General features: G+C 31.9%; 25 protein-coding genes and 2 tRNA genes. 12 read left to right on the forward strand and 15 right to left on the reverse strand.

Annotated features, from left to right (window positions below):
* The first annotated feature begins 17 nt into the window (after window positions 1-17).
* The gene (locus tag H3Z83_RS11250; RefSeq protein ID WP_182125595.1) at window positions 18-311 is read left to right on the forward strand and encodes a FoF1 ATP synthase subunit delta/epsilon; all 294 of its coding nucleotides are present in this window, start codon (window positions 18-20) and stop codon (window positions 309-311) included.
* Window positions 312-405: 94 nt separating this feature from the next.
* Window positions 406-687, forward strand: a complete 282-nt coding sequence (locus H3Z83_RS11255) for a Sec-independent protein translocase subunit TatA/TatB (protein ID WP_182125690.1) — start codon at window positions 406-408, stop codon at window positions 685-687.
* A 3-nt stretch (window positions 688-690) separates the two neighbouring features.
* Here the strand turns inward: H3Z83_RS11255 and H3Z83_RS11260 are convergent, their stop codons facing one another.
* From H3Z83_RS11260 to H3Z83_RS11275, 4 genes are all read right to left on the reverse strand, one after another.
* Complete coding sequence (locus tag H3Z83_RS11260; protein ID WP_182125596.1) at window positions 691-1332, reverse strand: O-methyltransferase; 642 nt, start codon at window positions 1330-1332, stop codon at window positions 691-693.
* Window positions 1333-1711: 379 nt separating this feature from the next.
* On the reverse strand, window positions 1712-2284 hold the full coding sequence (locus H3Z83_RS11265) for a sigma-70 family RNA polymerase sigma factor (RefSeq protein WP_182125597.1): 573 nt from the start codon (window positions 2282-2284) through the stop codon (window positions 1712-1714).
* Window positions 2285-2299: 15 nt separating this feature from the next.
* Window positions 2300-3223 carry a TolB family protein gene (locus H3Z83_RS11270; protein ID WP_182125598.1) on the reverse strand — a complete coding sequence of 308 codons (924 nt, stop codon included), beginning with the start codon at window positions 3221-3223 and terminating at the stop codon, window positions 2300-2302.
* 2 nt (window positions 3224-3225) lie between these two features.
* The gene (locus H3Z83_RS11275) at window positions 3226-3699 is read right to left on the reverse strand and encodes a nuclear transport factor 2 family protein (RefSeq protein ID WP_182125599.1); all 474 of its coding nucleotides are present in this window, start codon (window positions 3697-3699) and stop codon (window positions 3226-3228) included.
* Window positions 3700-3866: 167 nt separating this feature from the next.
* On the opposite strand from H3Z83_RS11275, the gene panB reads away from it, so the two are divergent.
* From panB to H3Z83_RS11310, 7 genes are read left to right on the forward strand one after another with little or no spacing between them, the layout of a single operon-like run.
* Window positions 3867-4685 carry a 3-methyl-2-oxobutanoate hydroxymethyltransferase gene (gene panB / locus H3Z83_RS11280; RefSeq protein ID WP_182125600.1) on the forward strand — a complete coding sequence of 273 codons (819 nt, stop codon included), beginning with the start codon at window positions 3867-3869 and terminating at the stop codon, window positions 4683-4685.
* Between the two features lie 4 nt (window positions 4686-4689).
* Window positions 4690-5100, forward strand: a complete 411-nt coding sequence (locus H3Z83_RS11285; RefSeq protein WP_182125601.1) for a hypothetical protein — start codon at window positions 4690-4692, stop codon at window positions 5098-5100.
* A gap of 20 nt (window positions 5101-5120) precedes the next feature.
* Window positions 5121-6059 (forward strand): 2-hydroxyacid dehydrogenase, encoded by a 939-nt coding sequence (locus H3Z83_RS11290; protein WP_182125602.1) that lies wholly within the window; start codon window positions 5121-5123, stop codon window positions 6057-6059.
* Window positions 6060-6083: 24 nt separating this feature from the next.
* Window positions 6084-6542, forward strand: a complete 459-nt coding sequence (locus tag H3Z83_RS11295) for a DUF1801 domain-containing protein (RefSeq protein WP_182125603.1) — start codon at window positions 6084-6086, stop codon at window positions 6540-6542.
* Window positions 6543-6935: a VOC family protein gene (locus tag H3Z83_RS11300; RefSeq protein WP_182125604.1), complete on the forward strand. Its 393-nt coding sequence runs from the start codon at window positions 6543-6545 to the stop codon at window positions 6933-6935.
* Window positions 6936-6967: 32 nt separating this feature from the next.
* Complete coding sequence (locus tag H3Z83_RS11305; RefSeq protein WP_182125605.1) at window positions 6968-7261, forward strand: TM2 domain-containing protein; 294 nt, start codon at window positions 6968-6970, stop codon at window positions 7259-7261.
* A 30-nt stretch (window positions 7262-7291) separates the two neighbouring features.
* Window positions 7292-7669, forward strand: coding sequence for a hypothetical protein (locus H3Z83_RS11310; protein ID WP_182125606.1), 378 nt, complete (start codon window positions 7292-7294; stop codon window positions 7667-7669).
* Window positions 7670-7710: 41 nt separating this feature from the next.
* Here H3Z83_RS11310 and H3Z83_RS11315 read toward each other — a convergent pair whose 3' ends face one another.
* The 5 genes from H3Z83_RS11315 to H3Z83_RS11335 all read right to left on the reverse strand — a co-directional run bounded on the left by H3Z83_RS11315 (window position 7711) and on the right by H3Z83_RS11335 (window position 13079).
* Window positions 7711-8580 (reverse strand): cupin-like domain-containing protein, encoded by an 870-nt coding sequence (locus H3Z83_RS11315; protein WP_182125607.1) that lies wholly within the window; start codon window positions 8578-8580, stop codon window positions 7711-7713.
* A 116-nt stretch (window positions 8581-8696) separates the two neighbouring features.
* The gene (gene bioB, locus H3Z83_RS11320) at window positions 8697-9800 is read right to left on the reverse strand and encodes a biotin synthase BioB (protein ID WP_182125608.1); all 1104 of its coding nucleotides are present in this window, start codon (window positions 9798-9800) and stop codon (window positions 8697-8699) included.
* 66 nt (window positions 9801-9866) lie between these two features.
* On the reverse strand, window positions 9867-11297 hold the full coding sequence (locus H3Z83_RS11325) for a flotillin family protein (protein ID WP_182125609.1): 1431 nt from the start codon (window positions 11295-11297) through the stop codon (window positions 9867-9869).
* Between the two features lie 9 nt (window positions 11298-11306).
* Window positions 11307-11879, reverse strand: a complete 573-nt coding sequence (locus tag H3Z83_RS11330) for a hypothetical protein (protein WP_182125610.1) — start codon at window positions 11877-11879, stop codon at window positions 11307-11309.
* A 57-nt stretch (window positions 11880-11936) separates the two neighbouring features.
* Window positions 11937-13079 carry a beta-ketoacyl synthase N-terminal-like domain-containing protein gene (locus H3Z83_RS11335; protein ID WP_182125611.1) on the reverse strand — a complete coding sequence of 381 codons (1143 nt, stop codon included), beginning with the start codon at window positions 13077-13079 and terminating at the stop codon, window positions 11937-11939.
* An 86-nt stretch (window positions 13080-13165) separates the two neighbouring features.
* Between H3Z83_RS11335 and H3Z83_RS11340 the strand changes: the two genes are divergently transcribed.
* The gene (locus tag H3Z83_RS11340) at window positions 13166-13615 is read left to right on the forward strand and encodes a cytochrome c oxidase assembly factor Coa1 family protein (RefSeq protein ID WP_182125612.1); all 450 of its coding nucleotides are present in this window, start codon (window positions 13166-13168) and stop codon (window positions 13613-13615) included.
* Here H3Z83_RS11340 and bioA read toward each other — a convergent pair.
* The 6 genes from bioA to H3Z83_RS11370 all read right to left on the reverse strand — a co-directional run bounded on the left by bioA (window position 13601) and on the right by H3Z83_RS11370 (window position 17248).
* On the reverse strand, window positions 13601-14866 hold the full coding sequence (gene bioA / locus H3Z83_RS11345) for an adenosylmethionine--8-amino-7-oxononanoate transaminase (RefSeq protein WP_182125613.1): 1266 nt from the start codon (window positions 14864-14866) through the stop codon (window positions 13601-13603). The genes H3Z83_RS11340 and bioA overlap by 15 nt on opposite strands.
* Complete coding sequence (gene bioD / locus H3Z83_RS11350) at window positions 14863-15471, reverse strand: dethiobiotin synthase (protein WP_182125614.1); 609 nt, start codon at window positions 15469-15471, stop codon at window positions 14863-14865. Before bioD ends, bioA begins: the two co-directional genes overlap by 4 nt.
* The gene (locus tag H3Z83_RS11355) at window positions 15471-15848 is read right to left on the reverse strand and encodes a DUF2007 domain-containing protein (RefSeq protein ID WP_182125615.1); all 378 of its coding nucleotides are present in this window, start codon (window positions 15846-15848) and stop codon (window positions 15471-15473) included. Before H3Z83_RS11355 ends, bioD begins: the two co-directional genes overlap by 1 nt.
* A 13-nt stretch (window positions 15849-15861) precedes the next feature.
* Window positions 15862-16986 carry an aminotransferase class I/II-fold pyridoxal phosphate-dependent enzyme gene (locus tag H3Z83_RS11360; RefSeq protein WP_182125616.1) on the reverse strand — a complete coding sequence of 375 codons (1125 nt, stop codon included), beginning with the start codon at window positions 16984-16986 and terminating at the stop codon, window positions 15862-15864.
* A 45-nt stretch (window positions 16987-17031) separates the two neighbouring features.
* Window positions 17032-17105 (reverse strand) — tRNA-Asn (locus H3Z83_RS11365).
* Window positions 17106-17174: 69 nt separating this feature from the next.
* Window positions 17175-17248: transfer RNA gene (locus H3Z83_RS11370), tRNA-Asn, on the reverse strand.
* A gap of 269 nt (window positions 17249-17517) precedes the next feature.
* Here H3Z83_RS11370 and H3Z83_RS11375 point away from each other — a divergent pair.
* Together H3Z83_RS11375 and odhB are read left to right on the forward strand one after the other, a co-directional pair.
* Complete coding sequence (locus H3Z83_RS11375) at window positions 17518-20244, forward strand: 2-oxoglutarate dehydrogenase E1 component (RefSeq protein WP_182125617.1); 2727 nt, start codon at window positions 17518-17520, stop codon at window positions 20242-20244.
* A gap of 40 nt (window positions 20245-20284) precedes the next feature.
* On the forward strand, window positions 20285-21499 hold the full coding sequence (gene odhB, locus H3Z83_RS11380; protein WP_182125618.1) for a 2-oxoglutarate dehydrogenase complex dihydrolipoyllysine-residue succinyltransferase: 1215 nt from the start codon (window positions 20285-20287) through the stop codon (window positions 21497-21499).
* Window positions 21500-21558: the final 59 nt, after the last annotated feature.

Raw genomic sequence — 21558 nt, forward strand, 5'->3', positions numbered from 1 at the left:
TTAATTCTATTGAAATTATGTTTTTAGAAATTGTAACTCCAGAAGCTATCTTGTTTTCATCAGAAGTTGATTCTGTTACTGTGCCAGGTATTACCGGTGAATTTCAGATTTTAAATAATCACGCGCCAGTTGTATCTATTTTAAACGAAGGGACTGTAAAAGTTCACGTTCATACACAGAATCATTTAGTATTTGATGATTTACATGGAAGCATCGTAAGTTTACCAGAAGATGATAAAGTTTTAACTTTAGCAATTAAATCTGGAACTATCGAAATGAAAGATAATAAAGCAATTATCCTTGCAGATTAATTGTTTTTAAATCATAGAAAAAAGCCAAACATTATGTTTGGCTTTTTTTATACAATAAAGAGTTAGAAAATTGAATTTGATTATCTTTGCAGTAATGAATGGAGTATTTTTATTTATCGGAGGACCAGAGATTTTTGTAATCTTATTAATCGTTGTGATGTTATTTGGGGCAGACAAAATTCCAGAAATAGCAAGAGGGCTAGGTAAGGGTATGCGTCAAATTAAAGATGCAACTAACGATATTAAAAAAGAAATTAACGATAGCGCCAAAAATCAAGGAATAGACACTGACTTTGTAAGAGACATTAATAAAGAAGTCAATGAAGTTAAAGATGGTATTGATGACTTTACTGGGCCAATAAAGCGTAATTTATAAATATTATTTAACTCTACTAATCGTTAAGCCGTCTCTAATTGGTAATAAAACGGTTTCTAAGCGAGCATCTTCATTTAAACGCTTATTGTATTCTAAAAGAACTTTAGTGTCATTATCTTTAGAATTAAGTACTTCTACAACCTTTCCACTCCATAGTACATTATCAGATAAGATAACTCCACCTTTGTTCATTTTTTCAATGATCAAATCAAAATAATTTAAATAATTTGATTTATCTGCATCAATAAACACTAAATCAAATTTTTTGTCTATTGTTGGAATAATATCAATAGCATTTCCAACGAACTGTTTTATTTGATTTTTATAATCTGATTTTTGAAAGTATTTATATTGCAGTTCTTCTAGTTCTTCATTTTTGTCAATAGTATAAAGTTCGCCATCGTCAGCCAATCCTTCAGCTAAACATAATGCAGAATAACCAGTATAAGTACCAATTTCTAAAATAGATTTTGGTTGGATTAATTTAGATATCATTGATAAAACTCTTCCTTGAAATCCTCCGCTTAACATACGAGGGTTCAATACCTTTTGCCAAGTTTCTCTACTTAGTTCTTGTAATATTTTTGGTTCTTGTTGCGAGTGATTTACAACGTAACTATCAATGTTTTCAGGTAAAAAGTGCATTCGTATATATTTTGTGTTGCAAAAATAAAAAAACGGAATTTATCATTACAATAAACTCCGTTTCAATCTAACAAAAAATCAAAAATTGGTTTTATAAAAAAACCAAACTTGTTAATTAAAATTACTTAATTGTTCCTTTAGTGCTTCCTTATCCATATTAGATAAACACTTTGTTTCGTTTTTACACTCACTAGCTTTCATTTTAAAAAGATGTGACATTTTTCTATTTTGTTTAGAATATAATGCACATATTTTGCAAATTAAAATATGCCAATTAAGTTGTAATTTCTCATAAAATGAAGCCTCCCCATATTGTGCTTTATCACAAATAGTAGTAGCTTCATCGCATGTTATTTTGAATTTCTTAAACATTATTCTCTTACTTATTAAACCAGTTTTTTTCCATACAATTTCTTAGCTGAGTTCTCGCTCTATGAATGATAACCCATAGGTTCGACGGAGTGATGTCTAGTTCCTTACAAATTTCCTCAGTTTCAAACTCTTGAATCGTTTTCATCCTAAAAACCATAGCATATTTTTCAGGAAGAGCATCGATACATTTGTCTATTTGAGATTTTAATTCTCTGTTTTCAATAGTTTTCTCAGCTTCATTGTTCCAAGATTGAGGGACTCTTTCTTCAATCCAACTACCTTCATTTTCACCATTGTCATAAAAGTTCATTCTAACTTCGGCTTGTCCTTTTTTAGAATTTATTTTTCGGTAATGATCAATTATCTTTCTTTTTAAAATAGAAACCAACCAAGTTCTTTCAGTTGATTTTCCTTGAAAATTTTTTGCAGATTTTAATCCAGCAAAAAAAGTTTCTTGCACTAAATCTTTGGCGATATTAGAATCATTTACACGAACTACGGCATAATTAAATAAATAATCAGCATAGTCATCAACCCATTTATTTGGTGATAAATTATTGGAGTTATTAGTTTGGTTCATTATGCCAAATATAAACTATTTTTTATTGAAAGAGCTTCTGTATATTCTACTTAATCCATTTGGATTAGTATTTATATAATCAATTATTTCTTCAAGGTTTTTTCTTTTTTTGAAATTTTTCGGAATTGAGCTTTTATTTGTTGTAAAATATAGAACGTTGTTATTAATATCAACAAAAGGACAGTAATCTAGCTTTTTTGAATTGATATCTACATCTAAATGCTCAGCAGGTAACCAATTATTGTTTTTATCTTTTCTGCTAATGTATAAATCACCGCGTCCTAAATCATCTTTTCGTCCATAAGAAGTAAAAATTATAAAACTTTCATCTGGAGCAACAAAAGCATTGAACTCATACTTTTTTGAATTTACAGCAGAGCTTAAAGATGTAGGTTTAGTATAGCTTCCATTAATAAATCTACTCACATAGATATCCTCTTTTCCTTTTGAATTTTCATATTGAGCAGTAAAAAATAAATCTCCAGTATTGTTTACTGACGGATAAAACTCATCGGCAGAAGTATTAATTATTTGTCCTATGTTTTTTGGATTAGACCATTTATCATTTTTAGATTTTCTAGTAACATACCATATATCTATGTCTTTTTTAATTTCGGAAGAAGTATTGTTTTTTCTATTAGAAGCGAAGAATAATTTTAAGCCATCTGGAGATAAAAAAGGCTCTAAGTCTTTATGCTGCCCAGAAAAACTTACCTCTTTTGGTGCAGTCCATTTATCATTTATTTTTTTTGAATAAGCGATAAAAGAATACTCTTTAGCATAACTTTCTATAGTAAAATAGAATTCATCTTGATTTTTAGCCATTGAAAAATCTCTAACATTAGGAAGGTCTTTAAATAATTCGGGTAAAAACATTTCTGCTTTTTGAGCAAAACCAAATTGAGATAATAGTAAAATATAAAAAAAACACTTTTTCATTTTTAGTTTTTATAAGCTTTACAATTACTTCTACTTCTCATATCTACTAAATAAATAATTTCCCATTTCCCATTGTTGTTAAATAACTGAAAAGAGTTTGCTCCACAATGACTAAACTTATCGTTTAAATAGAATTCATAAGGGGTCCAAACTGAAGCAAGATTACCATCGATATGGATATTCCATGATAATAATTTTTCAAAATAAGTATGCTCAGGTTTTTTATTAGCAATTCCCGTTAAAACTTTTTCTTTACTCTCAGTAACCAATCTTTTTTCACCTTTTTTATTGGTGAAAGTAGTTTGCATTTTTATTGTTGGGTGTAGTGTAGAGCTTACAATTGTACTATCACCTTTGTGTAATCCTTCGAAAAAAGTTTCAATAGTATTTTTTATTGCTTTTTTATCATTCTTGTCTTGTGCATTAACAACAGTAGTAAGAACTAAAACAATGAGAAGAGTAATTATTTTATGCATGGTAGTTAGATTTAAAAAGTAAAGCTATTAAAAAAGAGAGTTTCTAAACTATAATTAACAGAAGATTAACGACTTTTATACATGGAACTAAAGTGTTCGTAACTTCTATTTTTAAATTAAATCAATAGAATAAATCCGTATTTTTACAATTCAGAAAATTATAAATAATGTCAGTAGCAAAAAAACAATATAAAAGAGTTACCACTAAGTCATTAGTAGAAATGAAAGCGAATGGAGAAAAGATTTCCATGTTAACAGCTTACGATTATACGATGGCAAAAATTGTAGACGGAGCGGGAATTGATGTGATTTTAGTTGGTGATTCTGCATCAAATGTTATGGCAGGTCATGAAACTACATTGCCTATTACATTAGATCAAATGATTTATCACGCAAGTTCTGTAATACGTGCTATTGAGCGTTGTTTAGTAGTGGTAGATTTACCTTTTGGAACGTATCAAGGTAATTCTAAAAGCGCTTTAGATTCAGCAATTAAAGTAATGAAAGAATCTGGAGGTCACGCAGTAAAACTAGAAGGAGGAAGCGAAATAGGAGAGTCAATTTCTAGAATCTTAACCGCTGGAATTCCAGTAATGGGTCATTTAGGATTAACGCCACAGTCAATATATAAATTCGGAACTTATACTGTTAGAGCTAAAGAAGAGGAGGAAGCAGAAAAACTATTAGAAGATGCTAAATTGTTAGAGGAATTAGGTTGTTTTGCTTTGGTTTTAGAAAAAGTTCCTGCAGCTTTAGCACAAAAAGTTGCTGAGAGTTTAACGATTCCTGTTATAGGTATTGGAGCGGGAGGAGGAGTAGACGGTCAAGTATTAGTAACACATGATATGTTAGGAATGACTCATGAATTTAATCCACGTTTTTTACGAAGGTATTTAGATTTATATACAGAAATGACAGGAGCTTTTCAAAGTTATATAGCGGATGTAAAATCTCAAGATTTTCCAAACGAAAAAGAACAATATTAAAAATATGTTTAAAAAAATAGGTATAAAAGGATTACCTGTTTATGTAATTTTATATAAAAACAGAGTAAAGATTTTTCGTTTAGATACAGGTAAGTATATAGAAAAAATAGCTCAAAAACCCTTTTCAAATAATAGAGTATTGTTTGGTGATTTTCAAGAAGGAGAAAGATTGGTAAAAGAAATAGTTTCTGAATTAGTGAAAGGTGATAATTATTTAATATCACCATCTTTGCTGATGCTTTTGCAACAAGCAGAAATGAAAGAGGGAGGTTTAACTGAAGTGGAAAAAAGGGCGCTTATTGATTCTTCAAGGCATATGAATGCAAAAGAAGTGTATTTATACTTAGGAGATGAAGAGTTAACATTAAAAGAAGCAAAATCTAAAATTGAAAATAAAGTAGCTATAAGTTACTAAGTCTAAAAAGATTTTAATTAATGAAAATACTTCACATAGACTCAAATCACTTTTTATTAATAAACGAACTTTCTAATTTAGGATTTCAAAATGATGAAGATTACACCTCTTCAAAAGAAGAGGTAGAAGCTAAAATTCATCAATATGATGGAATTATTATTAGAAGTAGATTTACGATTGATAAACAGTTTTTAGATAAAGCAACAAATCTTAAGTTTATAGGAAGGGTAGGTGCTGGTTTAGAAAATATAGATTGTGAATACGCTAAAGAAAAAGGAGTGTATTTAATTTCTTCACCAGAAGGAAATAGAAATGCTGTAGGTGAACATTCTTTGGGGATGTTATTATCGCTTTTTAATAAACTAAATAAAGCAGATTTAGAAGTAAGAAGCGGAAAATGGCTTCGTGAAGAAAATCGCGGAATTGAATTAGACGGAAAAACAGTTGGTTTAATAGGTTATGGTAATATGGGGAAATCCTTTGCTAAAAAACTTCGTGGATTTGATGTTGAAGTTCTATGTTACGATATAAAACCAAATGTAGGTGATGAAAATTGTAAACAAGTTTCTTTACAAGAGTTACAAGAAAGAGCAGATGTTTTAAGTCTACACACTCCTCAAACTGAATTAACAAAAAATATGGTAAATGATAAGTTTATTAATCAATTTAAAAAGTCTTTTTGGTTGATTAATACAGCAAGAGGGAAATCGGTTGTTACTTTAGATTTAGTTGAAGCATTAAAATCTAATAAAGTTTTAGGAGCTGGTTTAGATGTATTAGAATATGAGAAAAAATCTTTCGAGAATTTATTTACAAATCAAGAAATACCAGAAGCATTTCAATATTTAATTAATGCTGATAATGTGATTTTATCTCCGCATGTAGCTGGTTGGACTGTTGAAAGTAAACAAAAGTTAGCTCAGACCATTGTAGATAAAATCAAAGCAAAATTTTGTTAACTTTATATTCTAAAACCATTCAAAATGAAATACGAAGCTAATTCTCCTGAAGATTATATTGCACAAGTTCCAGAAGAGCGTCAAGCTATAATGGAAAAATTAAGGGATACAATTAAAGATAATTTACCTAAAGGTTTCGAAGAAGGTATGAATTATAACATGATTGGTTATTATGTACCACATTCTATATATCCAGATGGTTACCATTGCGATACAAGTTTGCCTTTGCCCTTTATGAATATTGCTTCACAGAAGAATTCTATTAATTTATACCATAGTGGAATTTATGCAAAGAAAGAATTATTAGATTGGTTTGTTGCAGAATATCCTAAATATAGTAAGCGAAAATTAGACATGGGTAAAAGTTGCATCCGTTTTAAAAAGATCGAAGAAATCCCGATGGATTTAATAGCTGATTTATGCAAGAAAATGACTGTAGAAGAATGGATTGAAATTTATGAAACTAATGTAAAGAAGAAATAGGTGAAGAAGAAAGGTAAAGTAACAGGTATTGGAGGAGTATTTTTTAAAACAGATGATGTAAAAGCTACAAAAGACTGGTATAAAGACAATCTAGGGTTTAATACCGATGATTGGGGTTGTACTTTTTGGTGGAAAGATAAAGAAGGAAAAAAAGCATCTACACAATGGAGTCCGTTTACAAAAGATACTAACTATTTCGCACCTTCTAAAAAAGACTTTATGTTTAACTACCGTGTAGAAAATTTAGTTGAATTACTTGATGAGTTGAAAGATAAAGGAGTTAATGTAATGGATAAAGTTGAAGAATATGATTACGGTAAATTTGGTTGGATTGTTGATTTAGATGGGAATAAAATTGAATTGTGGGAGCCAAAAGACGAAGCTTTTTTATAAATTTATAGCCAACTATTATTAAAAACAAAAAAATGAATGTAATTGATGAAAACGGGAACCCAGTTCCAAATCAAGAAAGTAAAAGAGTTTTAGCTGGTGTTTTAGCAATCTTATTAGGTGGATTTGGAGTGCATAAATTTATTTTAGGCTATACTAAAGAAGGAATAGTAACTTTAGTATTAACAATCGTATTATCTATTATAACTTGTGGTATTTTTTCAGGAGTAATGTGGTTGGTTAGCTTAATTGAAGGGATCATTTACTTAACTAAATCAGATGAAGAGTTTGTATATACATATCAAACAAATCAAAGAGGTTGGTTTTAGATTAAATAACTAACATAAAATTAAAATAAAATGGCAGAAGAAAATAAAGAGTTTAAAGATAATTTAAACGATGGTTTAGATAAAGCTAAAGAAGTTATGGATAACGTAACAGAGAAAGCGTCTGAAATGGCTGGTGAAGCTGGAGAGCATATCGTTGATGCTGTTGAAGATGTAAAAGAGAAAGTTAGTGAGATGATGTCTGATGAATCTGTAGAGAAAATAAAAGCAAAAGCGAGTGAACTTGCAGACGAAGCAAAAGAAGTTATGGATAATGTAACAGAAAAAGCATCTGAATTGGCAGGAGAAGCTGGTGAGCATCTAGTAGATTTTGCTGAAGATGTTCAAGAAGAGGCGGAAGAGGTAGTTCAGAAAAGTAAAAGCTTTTTTCAAAGATTATTTGGAAAATAGTTAAGCTCAAAAATAAAAAAAGCGCCTCTTTGGCGCTTTTTTTATGCAATATTGTTTGCTTTATTTGTTTTTGTAATGGCTTGTTCGTTTTTCCAATCAATCCATTTTTGACCTTTTATACGTCGCATTACATTATCAATAGTACGCATAATAAATACATTATAAATTGCTTTTCCTAAATTTTTAGGGTTTCGAGCAATGGCACGTAAACTCATAGAAAAACCTGGCGTTAAATAACGCATATAATGCCAATAACCTTCTGGCATATATAAAACGTTCCCGTGTTCTAGTTCAGCAATATAACCTTTAGCCTTTTTAAGAGCTGGCCATTTATCAAAATCAGGATCTGCAAAATTAATATCTTCTCTAGTTATTAAAGAATGTGGAATTTTATATAAATATTTATTTTGCTTCTGATCAAATAAAATAACCTGTTTCTTTCCTTCAAAATGGAAGTGAAAAATATTAGCTAAATCAATATCATAATGCATAAAGGTATACGAGTCTGTACCACCAAAAAATAACATTGGTAAGCCCTTCATTAAACGTAAACCAAAATCTGGAAACTTAAAATCTTTTTGTAAAATAGGAACCTCTTTTAAAACATTCCATAAGAAAATACGGAACTTAGTAGGTTCACGTTTTAACAAGTCTACATACTCACTCATTTTCATAGTAGCATGTGGCTCGTTAAATCCATCTTTATAATCCACAGGTCTATCGTCATATAAAGGTACAGTTTTATCGCCTGCTACTTCTTTCATATAATCTAAAGACCATTTAGAATATGCTGGCCAATCCTCAATGAAACGCTCGATAACCACTGGTTTTTGTGGTTTAAAGTAATTTTTGATAAAGTCTTCTTTGGTAATGGTTTCAACTCTATCTATTTGTTGTAATTGTAATCCCATACGTCCAATTTTTCAAGAAGCAAAGTTAAGAAAATGTTAGGAAGTTTTATTCGATAGGTATTGTTAAAAAAAACACCCATCATTTCTGATGGGTGTCATATATGTTTTTACTAAACTTACGATTGTTTCCTTAATTCTAAAGCTTCTTGCTTTTTCTGCTCGTTACGATCAATTTTGTGTTCAGGTCTTGTCCATTTTGGTTTCTCTCCTAAAGCTTCAAACTGAGAATCTTTTGCTTCTACCGATTGTGGTTGCACCTTTTTAGTAAATGGTTTTTGCGGATTTAATCCTAACATTTCAAACATTTTCATGTCTTCATTTACATCTGGATTTGGTGTAGTTAATAACTTATCTCCAGCAAAAATTGAATTTGCTCCAGCAAAGAAACACATGGCTTGTCCTTCTCTACTCATTTGCGTTCTTCCAGCTGATAAACGTACTTGTGTTTCAGGTAAAACAATACGTGTAGTAGCTACCATACGAATCATGTCCCAAATTTCAACAGGTTTTTCATCCTCTAACGGAGTTCCTTCTACAGCAACTAAAGCGTTAATAGGAGTCGACTCTGGTTGAGGGTCTAAAGTTGATAAAGCTACTAACATACCTGCTCTATCTTCAGCAGATTCTCCCATACCAATAATTCCTCCAGAACAAACAGTTACGTTTGTTTTACGAACATTATCAATAGTATCTAATCTATCTTGGAAACCACGTGTAGAAATTACTTCTTTATAATATTCTTCAGAAGAATCTAAATTGTGATTATAGGCATATAAACCTGCTTCTGCTAAACGTTTGGCTTGATTTTCTGTAACCATTCCTAAAGTACAGCAAACCTCCATGTCAAGTTTATTAATGGTACGTACCATTTCTAATACTTGTTCAAATTCTGGTCCGTCTTTTACGTTTCTCCAAGAAGCTCCCATACACACACGAGAACTACCACCAGATTTTGCTCTTAAAGCTTGTGCTTTTACTTGTTGAACCGACATTAAATCGTTTCCTTCAATATCTGTATGATAACGTGCTGCTTGTGGACAGTACCCACAATCTTCAGAACATCCACCAGTTTTTATTGATAATAATGTAGAAACTTGTACTACGTTCGGATCGTGACTTTTTCTATGAATAGTAGCAGCTTCGTATAGAAGCTCCATCATAGGTTTGTTATATATTTCTAGAATTTCTTCTTTCGTCCAGTTATGTCTTACTTCGCTCATGAATTCAAGTTGTTTGTGGGGGTAAAAATAAAAAATTCCGCTACGAAAGCGGAATTTTATTAGTGTTTATTTTTCTTCTGGAGTAGAATTACCATCATCCTTAGCATCTTCGACTATTTCTGACGGAATTTCTTTACCTTTTAAATACTCAGGAAGTTGCATTCCTGCCATGTTAAACATTTCTTGTAATGGTGGAACTGATTTATACATCCCAGAAATAAAGTTCGAGGTAGATGATTTCCCATCTTTCCCTCCTCCGTTTTCCCAAACAGTAACTTTGTCAATTTTAATATTTTTGATTGCTTCAGCTTGAGTTTTTACTAATTCAGGTAGTTTATCAGCAATTAATAATAAGGCAGCGTTTTGAGAATCGTTACCAGCAGCTTTTACTATTTGGTCTAAACCAGCAGCTTGTTTGGTTAATACTTCATACAACCCTTCTGCTTCTGCTTGGGCTTTAAATAAAATTGCATCTGCTTCTCCTTTCGCTTTTCTACGAATTCTTTCAGCTTCAGCTTCAGCATCTATCTCAACTTTACGCTTATCAATTTCTGCAGGTACAATAATATCTGCTACTTGAGAAGAACGTTCTCTTTCAGCTCTAGCAAGTTCTGCTTCTTTTTCTGCAGCATACGATTCTTCTAATGCTTTTGCAGATTGTACTTTTTCGGCAGCTATTGCTACTCTTTCTGCCTCAGCTTCTCTTTGACGACGTAATGAATCTGAATTTGCAACGGCAATTTTAGCGGTATTTTCTCCATCTACAGCTTGTGCATTTGCAGCGGCGACTTGGGTTCTTTCGTCTTGTACAGCATTTGCTTCACCAATAGAACCGTCTCTGTTTTTTTCAGCTACCGATTTACGAGCGGCGTTAATTGCATGAGCTGCAGCTTCTTTACCTAAAGCTTCGATATAACCTGATTCATCAACAATATCAGTAATATTTACGTTGATTAATTTTAAACCTACTTTTTTCAATTCCGATTCAACAGATTTAGAAATATTGGTTAAAAATTTATCTCTATCAGAGTTAATTTCTTCAATATCCATTGAGGCAACTACTAAACGTAATTGACCAAAAATAATTTCTTGTGCTAAATCTTGAATTTCATTTTGCCCTAATCCCAACAAACGTTCAGCAGCATTTTGCATTACACCTGGCTCAGTAGAAATACCAATGGTAAATCTAGAAGGAACATTTACACGAATATTTTGTTTAGATAGTGCGTTTATTAAATTTACTTCAATTGAAATAGGAGTTAAATCTAAGAATTGATAATCTTGAATTACAGGAAAAATAAAAGCGGCACCACCATGAATACATTTAGCAGATTGTCCGCCACCAACTTTACCATACACTACTAAAATTCTATCCGATGGACATCTTTTATAGCGTTTAACTAAAGTGATAAATAAAATGAAAATAAAGAGGATTGCGATAATGATTCCGATAGGACCTGCGAATCCGTCAATTTGTAATAGTGTTAATTTTAGCATAGTCAATTTTTATTTTTGTGGTTCAATAATTAATAATCCGTTTGGTGTTACTTCTACTACTGTTATAACAGTTCCTTGTGTTAAATCGGCATCGTAATCTGTTAAAGCTTCCAACTCTCGTAACGAGTTTTGAACCTTAATATGCACCTTTCCTATTTTAGACCTATTTGCGCCAACAGTTAAATAAACTTCTCCAATAGCATTTAGTGCATTTTTCATTTTTAAAGTTCCGCTATCTGTTAGCTTACTGATGTAGTAAAATAAAGCAGCCATCGCTGTCATCATTAATAAACCACATACTATAGAAATAAACAAAGTAGTTGTTTTTGAGTTTCCTGCATCAATACTAGCTATTCCGCTCCAGCCAAAAATGGTAAAGAATGCTACCATATTTTTAAAAGTAAAAAATTGAAATCCTGCACCAGTATCTGCATCCATTTCTGCGTCAACATCGCCAATGTCATCACTATCAGCTCCCATGAAAGCACCGATAAGTACAAAAAGAAAAATTAAAGTTGAAACACTTGTTACAACCCAATACATTTTTTGAAAAGAAGTTAATTCTGAAAACCATTCCATCATAAAGCAATTATTTTTTTGAGTTACTAAAAGTATAGAAATTGACGGAAATGAACAATTTTATTTCGTCAATAAAACAGAAACGGCATTTCCACCAAAACCAACAGCATTCAGTAATATTTTAGTAATCTTTTTTGGTTGTTCTTGCTTTTCAGCAAAAGGTACTTCTATAGTTTTTTGATGCTTTAACATCAGAACAGCAAGTTCTAAACTAAGTAATCCAGAAGTAGCAAAAGTATGCCCGAGTTTCCATTTATTGGTAGTTAAAAATGGAGTTTTGTTACAAAAAACTTTATCAATGGCATTAATTTCTGATGAATCTCCCTTTAAAGTACCAGGAGCATGCATAACTATAACATCAACTTCATCGGGAGAAACTGATCCCAAAGCCATTTTCATTGATTTCTGAAAACACTCGGCATTATCTGTAACGGAAGTATTGTGTTTTAATATTTCAGTAGCATAACCTATTCCTTCTATATGAGCGATAGCATTTTCTTGTTCTCCTTTTTCTAAACAAAAAACGGCAGCGGCTTCACCTAAAACCATCGTGTTTTTTGTTTTATTCATATCGAAAGCCTTACAAGGATAATCATCCTTTTCTTTTGAATATACTTTTAAAGCTTGCATTTGAGCAATCGTAAAATCAGTTAGTGATGCTTCACTAGCTCCAATTATAAATTTATCTGACATGTCTGCATGTAACCAGGCTATTCCATTTAATAAAGAATGTAGTCCTGTAGAACAAGCAATTGAATGCGAAATTTCTGGGCCGTTAGATTGTAAATCGTGCGCAACCCAAGATGAAATATTACCTAAGGTAGTTGTTGGAGAGCTTAATGTTGATGATTTTCCTGTTTCTAAAAACTCTTTATGATATTTTTCAAATAAAGAAGTTGCCCCTCGTGATGACCCAATATTGATTCCAAAATTATCTTCAGAACTCCAATTAGTTTTTTCGATGGCTTTTCTAGCAGCAAATAGCGTGTATAAAACCGCATCATCTAACTTCTTATACTTATTGTCTGAGTTTCTTATTTCTTCGATAGCCAATTTATCTTCATTAGTTAATTGAGCTACCCAAACATTTTCTTTTAAAGATAGAAAATGTTCGGATGTTAAATAGTTCTCCCATATTTTTTCAGGAGTACTACCTAAGGCAGAAACAGAAGCAAATGAAGTTATAGAAATAAGATCTTTCAATGCACTAAAATTTTCGACAAAAATAAAGGTAAAATCAAGGATTATGAAGAAAATAAATAGTTATCTTGTATTTAAATTTTAAAAATATGAAGGAACAACATCAAAAGAGTTGGTTTAATAGAAATTGGATGTGGGCAGTGCCTGTTGGAGGCTGTGGATGCGGTTGTTTGTTAATTATATTATTCTTTGTTTTTGGTATTGGAGCTGCTTTTTTTGGAATATCAAACATGATAAGTGAAAGTGAACCTATTGATTATGCTTTTGAGCGAGCTTGTTTTGATAAAGAAGTAATAAATGCTTTGGGAGATGGAGTAAGAAAATATGGTGTTCCTTCAGGGAATATTTCTTTAAATAATGATGATGGTAAAGTTGATTTTTCAATTCCTATAAAAGGGCAAAAAGGAAAAGGAACTCTAGTTATAAGAGGGATAAGATCTAATGGTGAATGGATATACGAAGATTTATATGTTCGTATTAAAGAGACTCAAGAAGAAATTAATTTACTTGAAAAAGAAAAGGTCTTAGAGAGTATCTAAAACCTTTTCAATAGTTGAATAAACTTTATCTAACTGTTCTTTTGTAATTACATAAGGTGGTTGAATATAAATAGTGTTTCCTAATGGTCGTAAGAATACTCCGTCTTTCATAAATAATTTTAACAACTTATCACGTAAAGTACCATAACGATTCGCATTTGTTTTTAAGTCAATCGCTAAAATTACTCCTTTGCATCTTGTTGAAGTTACCTTCGGATGATTTTTAATTTCCTCTAAAAAGGTTTTATGAGCATTAGAAATATAAGCGATATTTTCTTGGATTTCTTTTGATTGTAATAATTCAATACTTGCCAAAGCAGCACGACAAGCTATTGGGTTTGCTGAATAGGTATGGCAGTGAAAAAATCCTTTAGCAATATCATTACTTAAAAAGGCTTCGTAAATTTCTTCGGTACATGATGTAATCGCCATAGGGACTAATCCAGCAGTTAAAGCTTTACTTAAACAGATAATGTCAGGTTTTGTAGCAACTTGATCTGAAGCAAAATTAGTGCCTGTTTTTCCAAGCCCTGTCATTACTTCATCAGCAATGTTTAAAATATTATTTTCTTTACAAAACTTTAAAACTACATCTAAATCTTCTGCTTTATGAATTTTCATTCCTGCAGCTCCTTGAACGAGTGGTTCGTAAATAAACCCAGCAACATTATTCTCGGAAACAATTTGTTTTAATTGATTTAAAATCGCTTGATTATTTTCTCCATTCGGAACAGGAATACGCTGAATATCCATTAAATAATCTTCAAAAGGACCGTTGTAAACAGATAGCCCAGAGACAGACATAGCTCCGAAAGTATCTCCATGAAATCCATTTTCAAAAGCGATAAATGTATTACGCTTCTCACCGATATTAAAATAGTATTGTAGTGCCATTTTAATTCCAGCTTCAACAGCAGTTGATCCGTTATCGTTAAAGAAAATTCTGTTTTGATTCTTTGGAAGAATTTTAATCAATTCTTCAGATAGTTTTACAGCGGGCTCGTGTGTAAAATCGCTAAACATTATTTGATCTAATGTTTGCATTTGGTCGTAAACACGACTTGTAATATAATCGTTACAATGTCCGAACATACAAGTGTACCAAGATGAGATAGCATCGATATATTCATTTCCGTTTTCATCAGTTAAAATACATCCTTTCGCTTTTACAATCCCTAAGCTTTCTGGATGTGTTTGATGTTGTTTTAACGGGTGCCATAAGTGTTTTTTATCTCTTTCTTGTAAACTCATAACTTATCTTTAAAAAGTTCAGCATATTCCTTAATTACATTTTTATCAAAATAAGGTTCTTCTTCAATTCTTCCAATAACAGGAACTTTTGTCGTTTTTTTAATGATGTCTTCTGTAGTTTTATGTTCTTCTCCAGAAAAAATTATAGAAACATCAAACCCTTTTTCTTTTAATAAATTAACAGTTAATAAGGTATGATTTATGCTTCCTAAGTAATGACGAGAAACCACAATTACCTTATAGTTTGGTTTAATAAGATCTAAAATAGTTTCAGAATCATTTAACGGAACTAATAAACCGCCAGCACCTTCGATAACTAAATTATTATTAGTTGAAGGTTCTTTTATATTGTTGATGTCAATCGTAACGTTGTCAATTTCTGCAGCTGCATGTGGACTCATCGGAGTTTTTAATGCATATGAATTTGAGTGAAAAACTGATTTTGTGTTCGAAATCAATTTTTTAACTTTTTGAGTATCGCAATTATCTAATTCACCTGCTTGCACAGGTTTCCAGTAATCAGCTTCTAAAGCTTCCGTAACAATTGCAGCAGCAACTGTTTTTCCTACTTCAGTAGAAATTCCGGTTATGAAATATTTTTTCATTAAAAGATTGTTTTACAATCGTTACAAATTAATTTTCTGCTTTCAAAAAAAGGAAATAACATAAAGAAAAAACTTTTTCTTTGTGGTGGAGCAACTAGTATTCTAGTTGATTTACATTTACCACATTGATAAGTGTTTCCATTTTCATCTTTTTCGTATTCTCGAATCTCATTATAAACTATAATTCCTTTTTCTAAATCATTATTATGAATAAGTAGTTTTACTCCTCCAATAGCTTGACTTAATAAAGGATCAGTGTCAATAGTTTTTTCATCCATTAACATTGTTTTAAACCCTTCAGAATCTAATTTAGATTTTACTACCTGAGCTTCGGTCGAATATTCAAAAACTGCTAAAACAGTATAGTCGTCTCTCATATATCAATTTTTATTAAACAAAAGTAGCAAGGTTCTCTAAAACATTGGTTATTTCTTTGATTGAATTATAACTATGTAAACAAAAACGCAGTCTTTCTTCTCCTTTAGTTACCGTAGGTGATAAAATGGGTTTTATATCGAACCCTTTATTATTTAATTTTTTAGCGATTAATTTTACTTTTTCATTTCCAGAAATCACGCAGCAATGAATTGCAGAATTACTTTCAATAAAGTTTAAATCTAGTCTGTTTACTTCTTGTTTAAAGAAACTAATGTTTTTTTGAAGTTTTTCTTTTGCTTGATTCTTAGCAAGTTCTTCGTAAGCAAACTTAACCGTAGCTATAGAATGTAGTGATAATCCAGTAGTATAAATAAAACTTCTAGCAAAATTAACTAAATACTGATGTAGCTCTTTGCATCCAAGAATAGCTGCTCCGTGACATCCCAACGCTTTTCCAAAAGTGATGATTCTTGCAAAAACTGAATTTTCTAAATTTAATTCTTGAACTAATCCTTTATTAAAAACTCCAACAGCATGCGCTTCATCTACAATAAAATACACATTTGCGTATTTCTTTATTATGTGCGACATAGTCACTAAATCTGGCGAATCACCATCCATAGAAAAAACAGATTCTGTCACAACATAAACAGCTGCTGTTTCATTTTTAACACGATTTAGAACTTCGTCTAAATGCGTTAAGTTGTTATGTTGAAATTTATATGCTTTTGCGTTTGATAAATTAATTCCGTCTCTAATGGAAGCGTGAATTAACTCATCATATAAAATAATATCACCACGCTGAGGTACCGATGAGAAAAAACCAATATTAGCATCGTAACCTGAATTGAAAATTAAAGAGGCTTCAGAATTATGAAATTCAGATAGCTGTTTTTCAACGCTTGTATATAAATTATGGTTTCCAGAAAGTAAGCGGGAACCAGTAGCTCCGTTTTGCTTTAAGTTATTCTCAATTAAAAATTGATGAGTTCTATCAAAAATAACTTCAGACTTAGCAAAACCTAAATAATCATTAGAAGAAAAATCAATTAGGTCATTTTTTTTACCTAGACTTCTTAAAGATTCATTGTCTATACGTTTCGATATTTTTCTGTTAAGTTTTTCTGGAAATTGCATAGTGTAAAAATAAAAAAAGACTTACAATATTGTAAGTCTTTTTTGCTCCTCTTCTTGGACTCGAACCAAGGACCCTCTGATTAACAGTCAGATGCTCTAACCAACTGAGCTAAAGAGGAATGTTCTTATAGAACAAAATATGTATGTTGTAGAAATTATCGGCTTCTACGTTGCCTTCAGCATTTTTGCTCCTCCTCTTGGACTCGAACCAAGGACCCTCTGATTAACAGTCAGATGCTCTAACCAACTGAGCTAAGGAGGAATTTAAAACGTATTTGTTTTAAAATGCGAGTGCAAATTTAATTTCTTTTTTGATATCTACAAACTATTTTCAATAAAAAATGCAGTTAAAAATATTCAATTCTGGTTTTCAAACTTTTAAATTCATGTTTTTAACAAGATAAACGCGTTTTTCTAAGAAAAATAAAGAATTGAAGTCGTTAAAAATAGCGTAAAAAAAAGTCTTGTTTTTACTAAAAGTTGTACTTTTGTCAACATTATTCTTATTGATAGAAAAGTATATAAAAATATATGGACAAGTTTTCGTTCTTAAACGCAGCACATACAGGTTTTATTGGTGATTTGTACGAACAGTATCAAAAAAATCCTGATGCAGTAGAACCGAGTTGGAGAAGTTTTTTTCAAGGATACGATTTAGCTAACGAGAATTATTCTCTTACTGATGAAGAAAATGAAGTAGAAATTCCTGAAGAAGTACGTAAAGAATTTTTAGTAATCGACTTAATTAACGGTTACCGCACTAGAGGGCATTTGTTTACAGCAACAAATCCAGTTCGTGAGCGTAGAAAATACACTCCAACACTTGATATTGAAAACTTCGGGTTGTCAAATAGTGATTTATCAACAGTTTTTAATGCAGGAGAAGTTTTAGGAATTGGTGCTAAGACACTATCAGATATCATCAACCATTTAAGAGCAATTTATTGCGATTCTATTGGTGTTGAGTACATGTATTTAAGAAATCCGGAAGAACTTAAATGGTGGCAAAATCGTTTAAACAAGAATGATAATCATCCAAGTTATGATGTCGAGGCAAAAAAATACATTCTTACTAAGTTAAATCAGGCCTCTACTTTCGAGAGCTTTTTGCAAACTAAATATGTTGGTCAAAAACGTTTTTCTGTAGAAGGAGGAGAAACTTTAATTCCTGGTGTAAGTGTAGCTTTACGTGATGCAGCTGAAAAATATGGAGTTGAAGAATGTGTATTAGGAATGGCACACCGTGGTCGTTTAAATACGTTGGTTAACATCTTTAAAAAACCAGTTCGCGATTTATTTAGTGAGTTTGAAGGAAAAGATTTCGAAGATCAAGATATTGATGGAGATGTTAAATATCACTTAGGATTAACGCTTAGTAAAGAATACAAAGGCGGACAAAAAATGAAGATGAATTTGGTTCCAAATCCATCACATTTAGAAACTGTTGCTGCAGTTGCTGAAGGAATTGTTCGCGCTAAAGTAGATCAAGATTATAAAGGTGACAACAGTAAGATTTTACCTATTATAGTACATGGAGATGCTGCAATTGCAGGTCAAGGAATTGCATATGAAGTTGCTCAAATGATGACTTTAAACGGGTATAAAACTGGAGGAACAATTCATGTTGTTGTAAATAACCAAGTAGGTTTTACAACCAATTACTTAGATGCACGTTCTAGTACATATTGTACAGATGTTGCAAAAGTAACATTGTCACCAGTCTTACATGTAAATGCAGATGATGCAGAAGCTGTTTGTCATGCAATGGAAATGGCTGTTGAATACAGAGCTAAGTTTAAGAAAGATATTTATATTGATTTATTAGGGTATCGTAAATACGGGCATAACGAAGGTGATGAGCCACGTTTTACACAGCCTAAATTATATAAAGCAATTTCTAAGCATAAAAATGCAAAAGAAATATATGCTGCAAAATTAATAGAAGAAGGAAGTATCTCTTCTGATTATGTAAAGCAAATTACAGACGAATTTAAAGCTCATTTAGAAGCAGAATTCACCGAATCTAAAAAGAAGACAACTTCTAAGATTCAAGAATTTATGCCAGAGGTTTGGGATGGCTTTGTTCGTAAACAATTACAAGACATGTTACAACCAGTAGATACTACCTACTCGGTTGAAGCATTAAAAGATATTGCAAAAGTAATCTCTAATACTCCTGAGGGATATAAATTTGTTCGTAAAGCAGAACGTATTTTAAAAGGACGTGATAAAGCAGTTTTTGAAGATAATAAGCTTGATTGGGGTACTGCAGAGAATTTAGCCTACGGAACTTTATTAGAAGAAGGATATAATATTCGTATTTCTGGTGAAGATGTAGAAAGAGGAACTTTCTCTCACCGTCATGCAATTATGCGTGATGAAGAAACATTAGAACGTGTAAATCTATTAAATACCAATCCGAAGAATAAAGGAGAAATGACTATTTACAATTCTCATTTATCGGAATATGGTGTATTAGGATTTGATTATGGTTATGCGATGGCTGCTCCAAATACATTAACTATTTGGGAGGCACAGTTTGGTGATTTTGCCAACGGAGCACAAATTATGTTCGATCAATATATTTCTTCGGCAGAAGATAAATGGAAGTTGCAAAACGGATTGGTAATGTTATTGCCTCATGGTTATGAAGGTCAAGGACCAGAGCACTCTTCGGCAAGAATCGAGCGTTTTTTACAATCATCAGCAATTGATAACTGGACGATAGCAAATTGTTCTAATCCAGCAAATATCTATCACATATTACGTCGTCAGATGAAACGTGATTTCAGAAAACCTTTAGTAGTTTTTACTCCTAAGAGTTTATTGCGTTTACCAAAAGCGGTAAATCCTATTGAAGATTTAGCAAATGGAACTTTCCAAGAAGTAATCGATGATACTGTTGATACTTCTAAAGTGAAGAAAATGGTATTTTGTACAGGTAAGTTCTACTACGATATGTTAGAAGAGCGTGAGCGTTTAGAAAGAGAAGACGTTGCCTTGATTAGAATAGAACAATTATTTCCGTTGCATAACGATAAGATTAAAGAGGTAATGGATAAATATCCAAATGTAGAACGTTACGTTTGGGCTCAAGAAGAACCTAAGAATATGGGATCTTGGGGATATATGTTAGAACGTTTTGAATTAGCAAGGTTAGAATGTGCTTCGAGAGATTATCATTCAGCACCAGCGGCAGGTTCAAGTGCACGTTACAAGCGTCGTCATCAAAAAGTATTAGATAAAGTTTTTGATTAAGTTTTAAGAAAGAAAGTATTTCAGAATAAAAATAAGAAACATGAGTGTTTTAGAAATGAAAGTTCCTTCTCCGGGGGAATCAATTACAGAAGTAGAAATAGCAACTTGGTTAGTTGAAGATGGTGATTATGTTGAGAAAGATCAACCAATTGCCGAAGTAGATTCTGACAAAGCAACGTTAGAGTTACCTGCGGAAGAAAGCGGAATTATCACTTTAAAAGCAGAAGAAGGTGATGCTGTTGAGGTTGGTGCAGTAGTTTGTCATATCGATATGAGTGCTGCTAAACCAGAAGGAGGATCTTCTACTGAAACTAAAAAAGAAGAAGCTCCAAAAGTTGAAGCTCCTAAAAAAGAGGAAGTAAAAGCTGCAACATATGTAACGGGTACTGCTTCTCCTGCTGCTAAGAAAGTTTTAGCTGAAAAAGGAATAGATGCTTCATCTGTAAAAGGAACTGGAAAAGATGGTCGTATTACTAAAGAAGATGCTGTAAAAGCGGTTCCTTCTATGGGAACACAACCAGCAAATGGTTCTAGAGGTACTGAGCGTAAAAAAATGTCGATGTTACGTCGTAAAGTAGCAGAGCGTTTAGTAGCTGTAAAAAGTGAAACAGCAATGTTAACTACGTTTAACGAAGTAAACATGCAGCCAATTTTCGATTTACGTAAGCAGTATAAAGAAGATTTCAAAGCGAAGCACGGAGTTGGTTTAGGATTTATGTCTTTCTTTACTTTAGCGGTTGTAAGAGCTTTACAAATGTATCCAGATGTAAACTCAATGATTGATGGAAAAGAACAAATAAAACACGATTTTCAAGATATATCTATTGCAGTTTCTGGACCTAAAGGATTAATGGTTCCTGTAATTAGAAATGCAGAGAACTTATCTTTTAGAGGTGTTGAGAGCGAAGTTAAGCGTTTAGCTTTACGTGCTCGTGATGGACAAATTACTGTTGATGAAATGACAGGAGGAACATTTACAATCACTAATGGTGGTGTATTTGGATCAATGTTATCTACACCAATTATCAATCCTCCACAAAGTGGAATTTTAGGAATGCATAATATTGTTAATCGTCCAATGGCGGTAAATGGTGAGGTAGTAATTCAACCAATCATGTATGTTGCTTTATCTTATGACCATAGAATTATTGATGGTCGTGAATCTGTTGGTTTCTTAGTTGCTGTGAAAGAAGCTTTAGAAAATCCAGTAGAATTATTAATGGATAACAATCCTACCAAAGCATTAGAAATGTAAGCAACAATGTTGCTAGATAAATATTAAAATCCTGCACGAGAGTGCGGGATTTTTTGTTT

Source organism: Tenacibaculum pelagium (assembly GCF_014062345.1).
GTDB lineage: Bacteria > Bacteroidota > Bacteroidia > Flavobacteriales > Flavobacteriaceae > Polaribacter > Polaribacter pelagius.

Excerpts from the sequence above, each read along its gene's own strand:
- H3Z83_RS11250 (WP_182125595.1), top strand. The coding sequence starts at position 18 with ATGTTTTTAGAAATTGTAACTCCAGAAGCTATCTTGTTTTCATCAGAA.
- H3Z83_RS11255 (WP_182125690.1), top strand. The coding sequence starts at position 406 with ATGAATGGAGTATTTTTATTTATCGGAGGACCAGAGATTTTTGTAATC.
- H3Z83_RS11260 (WP_182125596.1), bottom strand. The coding sequence starts at position 1,332 with ATGCACTTTTTACCTGAAAACATTGATAGTTACGTTGTAAATCACTCG.
- H3Z83_RS11265 (WP_182125597.1), bottom strand. The coding sequence starts at position 2,284 with ATGAACCAAACTAATAACTCCAATAATTTATCACCAAATAAATGGGTT.
- H3Z83_RS11270 (WP_182125598.1), bottom strand. The coding sequence starts at position 3,223 with ATGAAAAAGTGTTTTTTTTATATTTTACTATTATCTCAATTTGGTTTT.
- H3Z83_RS11275 (WP_182125599.1), bottom strand. The coding sequence starts at position 3,699 with ATGCATAAAATAATTACTCTTCTCATTGTTTTAGTTCTTACTACTGTT.
- panB (WP_182125600.1), top strand. The coding sequence starts at position 3,867 with ATGTCAGTAGCAAAAAAACAATATAAAAGAGTTACCACTAAGTCATTA.
- H3Z83_RS11285 (WP_182125601.1), top strand. The coding sequence starts at position 4,690 with ATGTTTAAAAAAATAGGTATAAAAGGATTACCTGTTTATGTAATTTTA.
- H3Z83_RS11290 (WP_182125602.1), top strand. The coding sequence starts at position 5,121 with ATGAAAATACTTCACATAGACTCAAATCACTTTTTATTAATAAACGAA.
- H3Z83_RS11295 (WP_182125603.1), top strand. The coding sequence starts at position 6,084 with ATGAAATACGAAGCTAATTCTCCTGAAGATTATATTGCACAAGTTCCA.
- H3Z83_RS11305 (WP_182125605.1), top strand. The coding sequence starts at position 6,968 with ATGAATGTAATTGATGAAAACGGGAACCCAGTTCCAAATCAAGAAAGT.
- H3Z83_RS11310 (WP_182125606.1), top strand. The coding sequence starts at position 7,292 with ATGGCAGAAGAAAATAAAGAGTTTAAAGATAATTTAAACGATGGTTTA.
- H3Z83_RS11315 (WP_182125607.1), bottom strand. The coding sequence starts at position 8,580 with ATGGGATTACAATTACAACAAATAGATAGAGTTGAAACCATTACCAAA.
- bioB (WP_182125608.1), bottom strand. The coding sequence starts at position 9,800 with ATGAGCGAAGTAAGACATAACTGGACGAAAGAAGAAATTCTAGAAATA.
- H3Z83_RS11325 (WP_182125609.1), bottom strand. The coding sequence starts at position 11,297 with ATGCTAAAATTAACACTATTACAAATTGACGGATTCGCAGGTCCTATC.
- H3Z83_RS11330 (WP_182125610.1), bottom strand. The coding sequence starts at position 11,879 with ATGATGGAATGGTTTTCAGAATTAACTTCTTTTCAAAAAATGTATTGG.
- H3Z83_RS11340 (WP_182125612.1), top strand. The coding sequence starts at position 13,166 with ATGAAGGAACAACATCAAAAGAGTTGGTTTAATAGAAATTGGATGTGG.
- bioA (WP_182125613.1), bottom strand. The coding sequence starts at position 14,866 with ATGAGTTTACAAGAAAGAGATAAAAAACACTTATGGCACCCGTTAAAA.
- bioD (WP_182125614.1), bottom strand. The coding sequence starts at position 15,471 with ATGAAAAAATATTTCATAACCGGAATTTCTACTGAAGTAGGAAAAACA.
- H3Z83_RS11355 (WP_182125615.1), bottom strand. The coding sequence starts at position 15,848 with ATGAGAGACGACTATACTGTTTTAGCAGTTTTTGAATATTCGACCGAA.
- H3Z83_RS11360 (WP_182125616.1), bottom strand. The coding sequence starts at position 16,986 with ATGCAATTTCCAGAAAAACTTAACAGAAAAATATCGAAACGTATAGAC.
- H3Z83_RS11375 (WP_182125617.1), top strand. The coding sequence starts at position 17,518 with ATGGACAAGTTTTCGTTCTTAAACGCAGCACATACAGGTTTTATTGGT.
- odhB (WP_182125618.1), top strand. The coding sequence starts at position 20,285 with ATGAGTGTTTTAGAAATGAAAGTTCCTTCTCCGGGGGAATCAATTACA.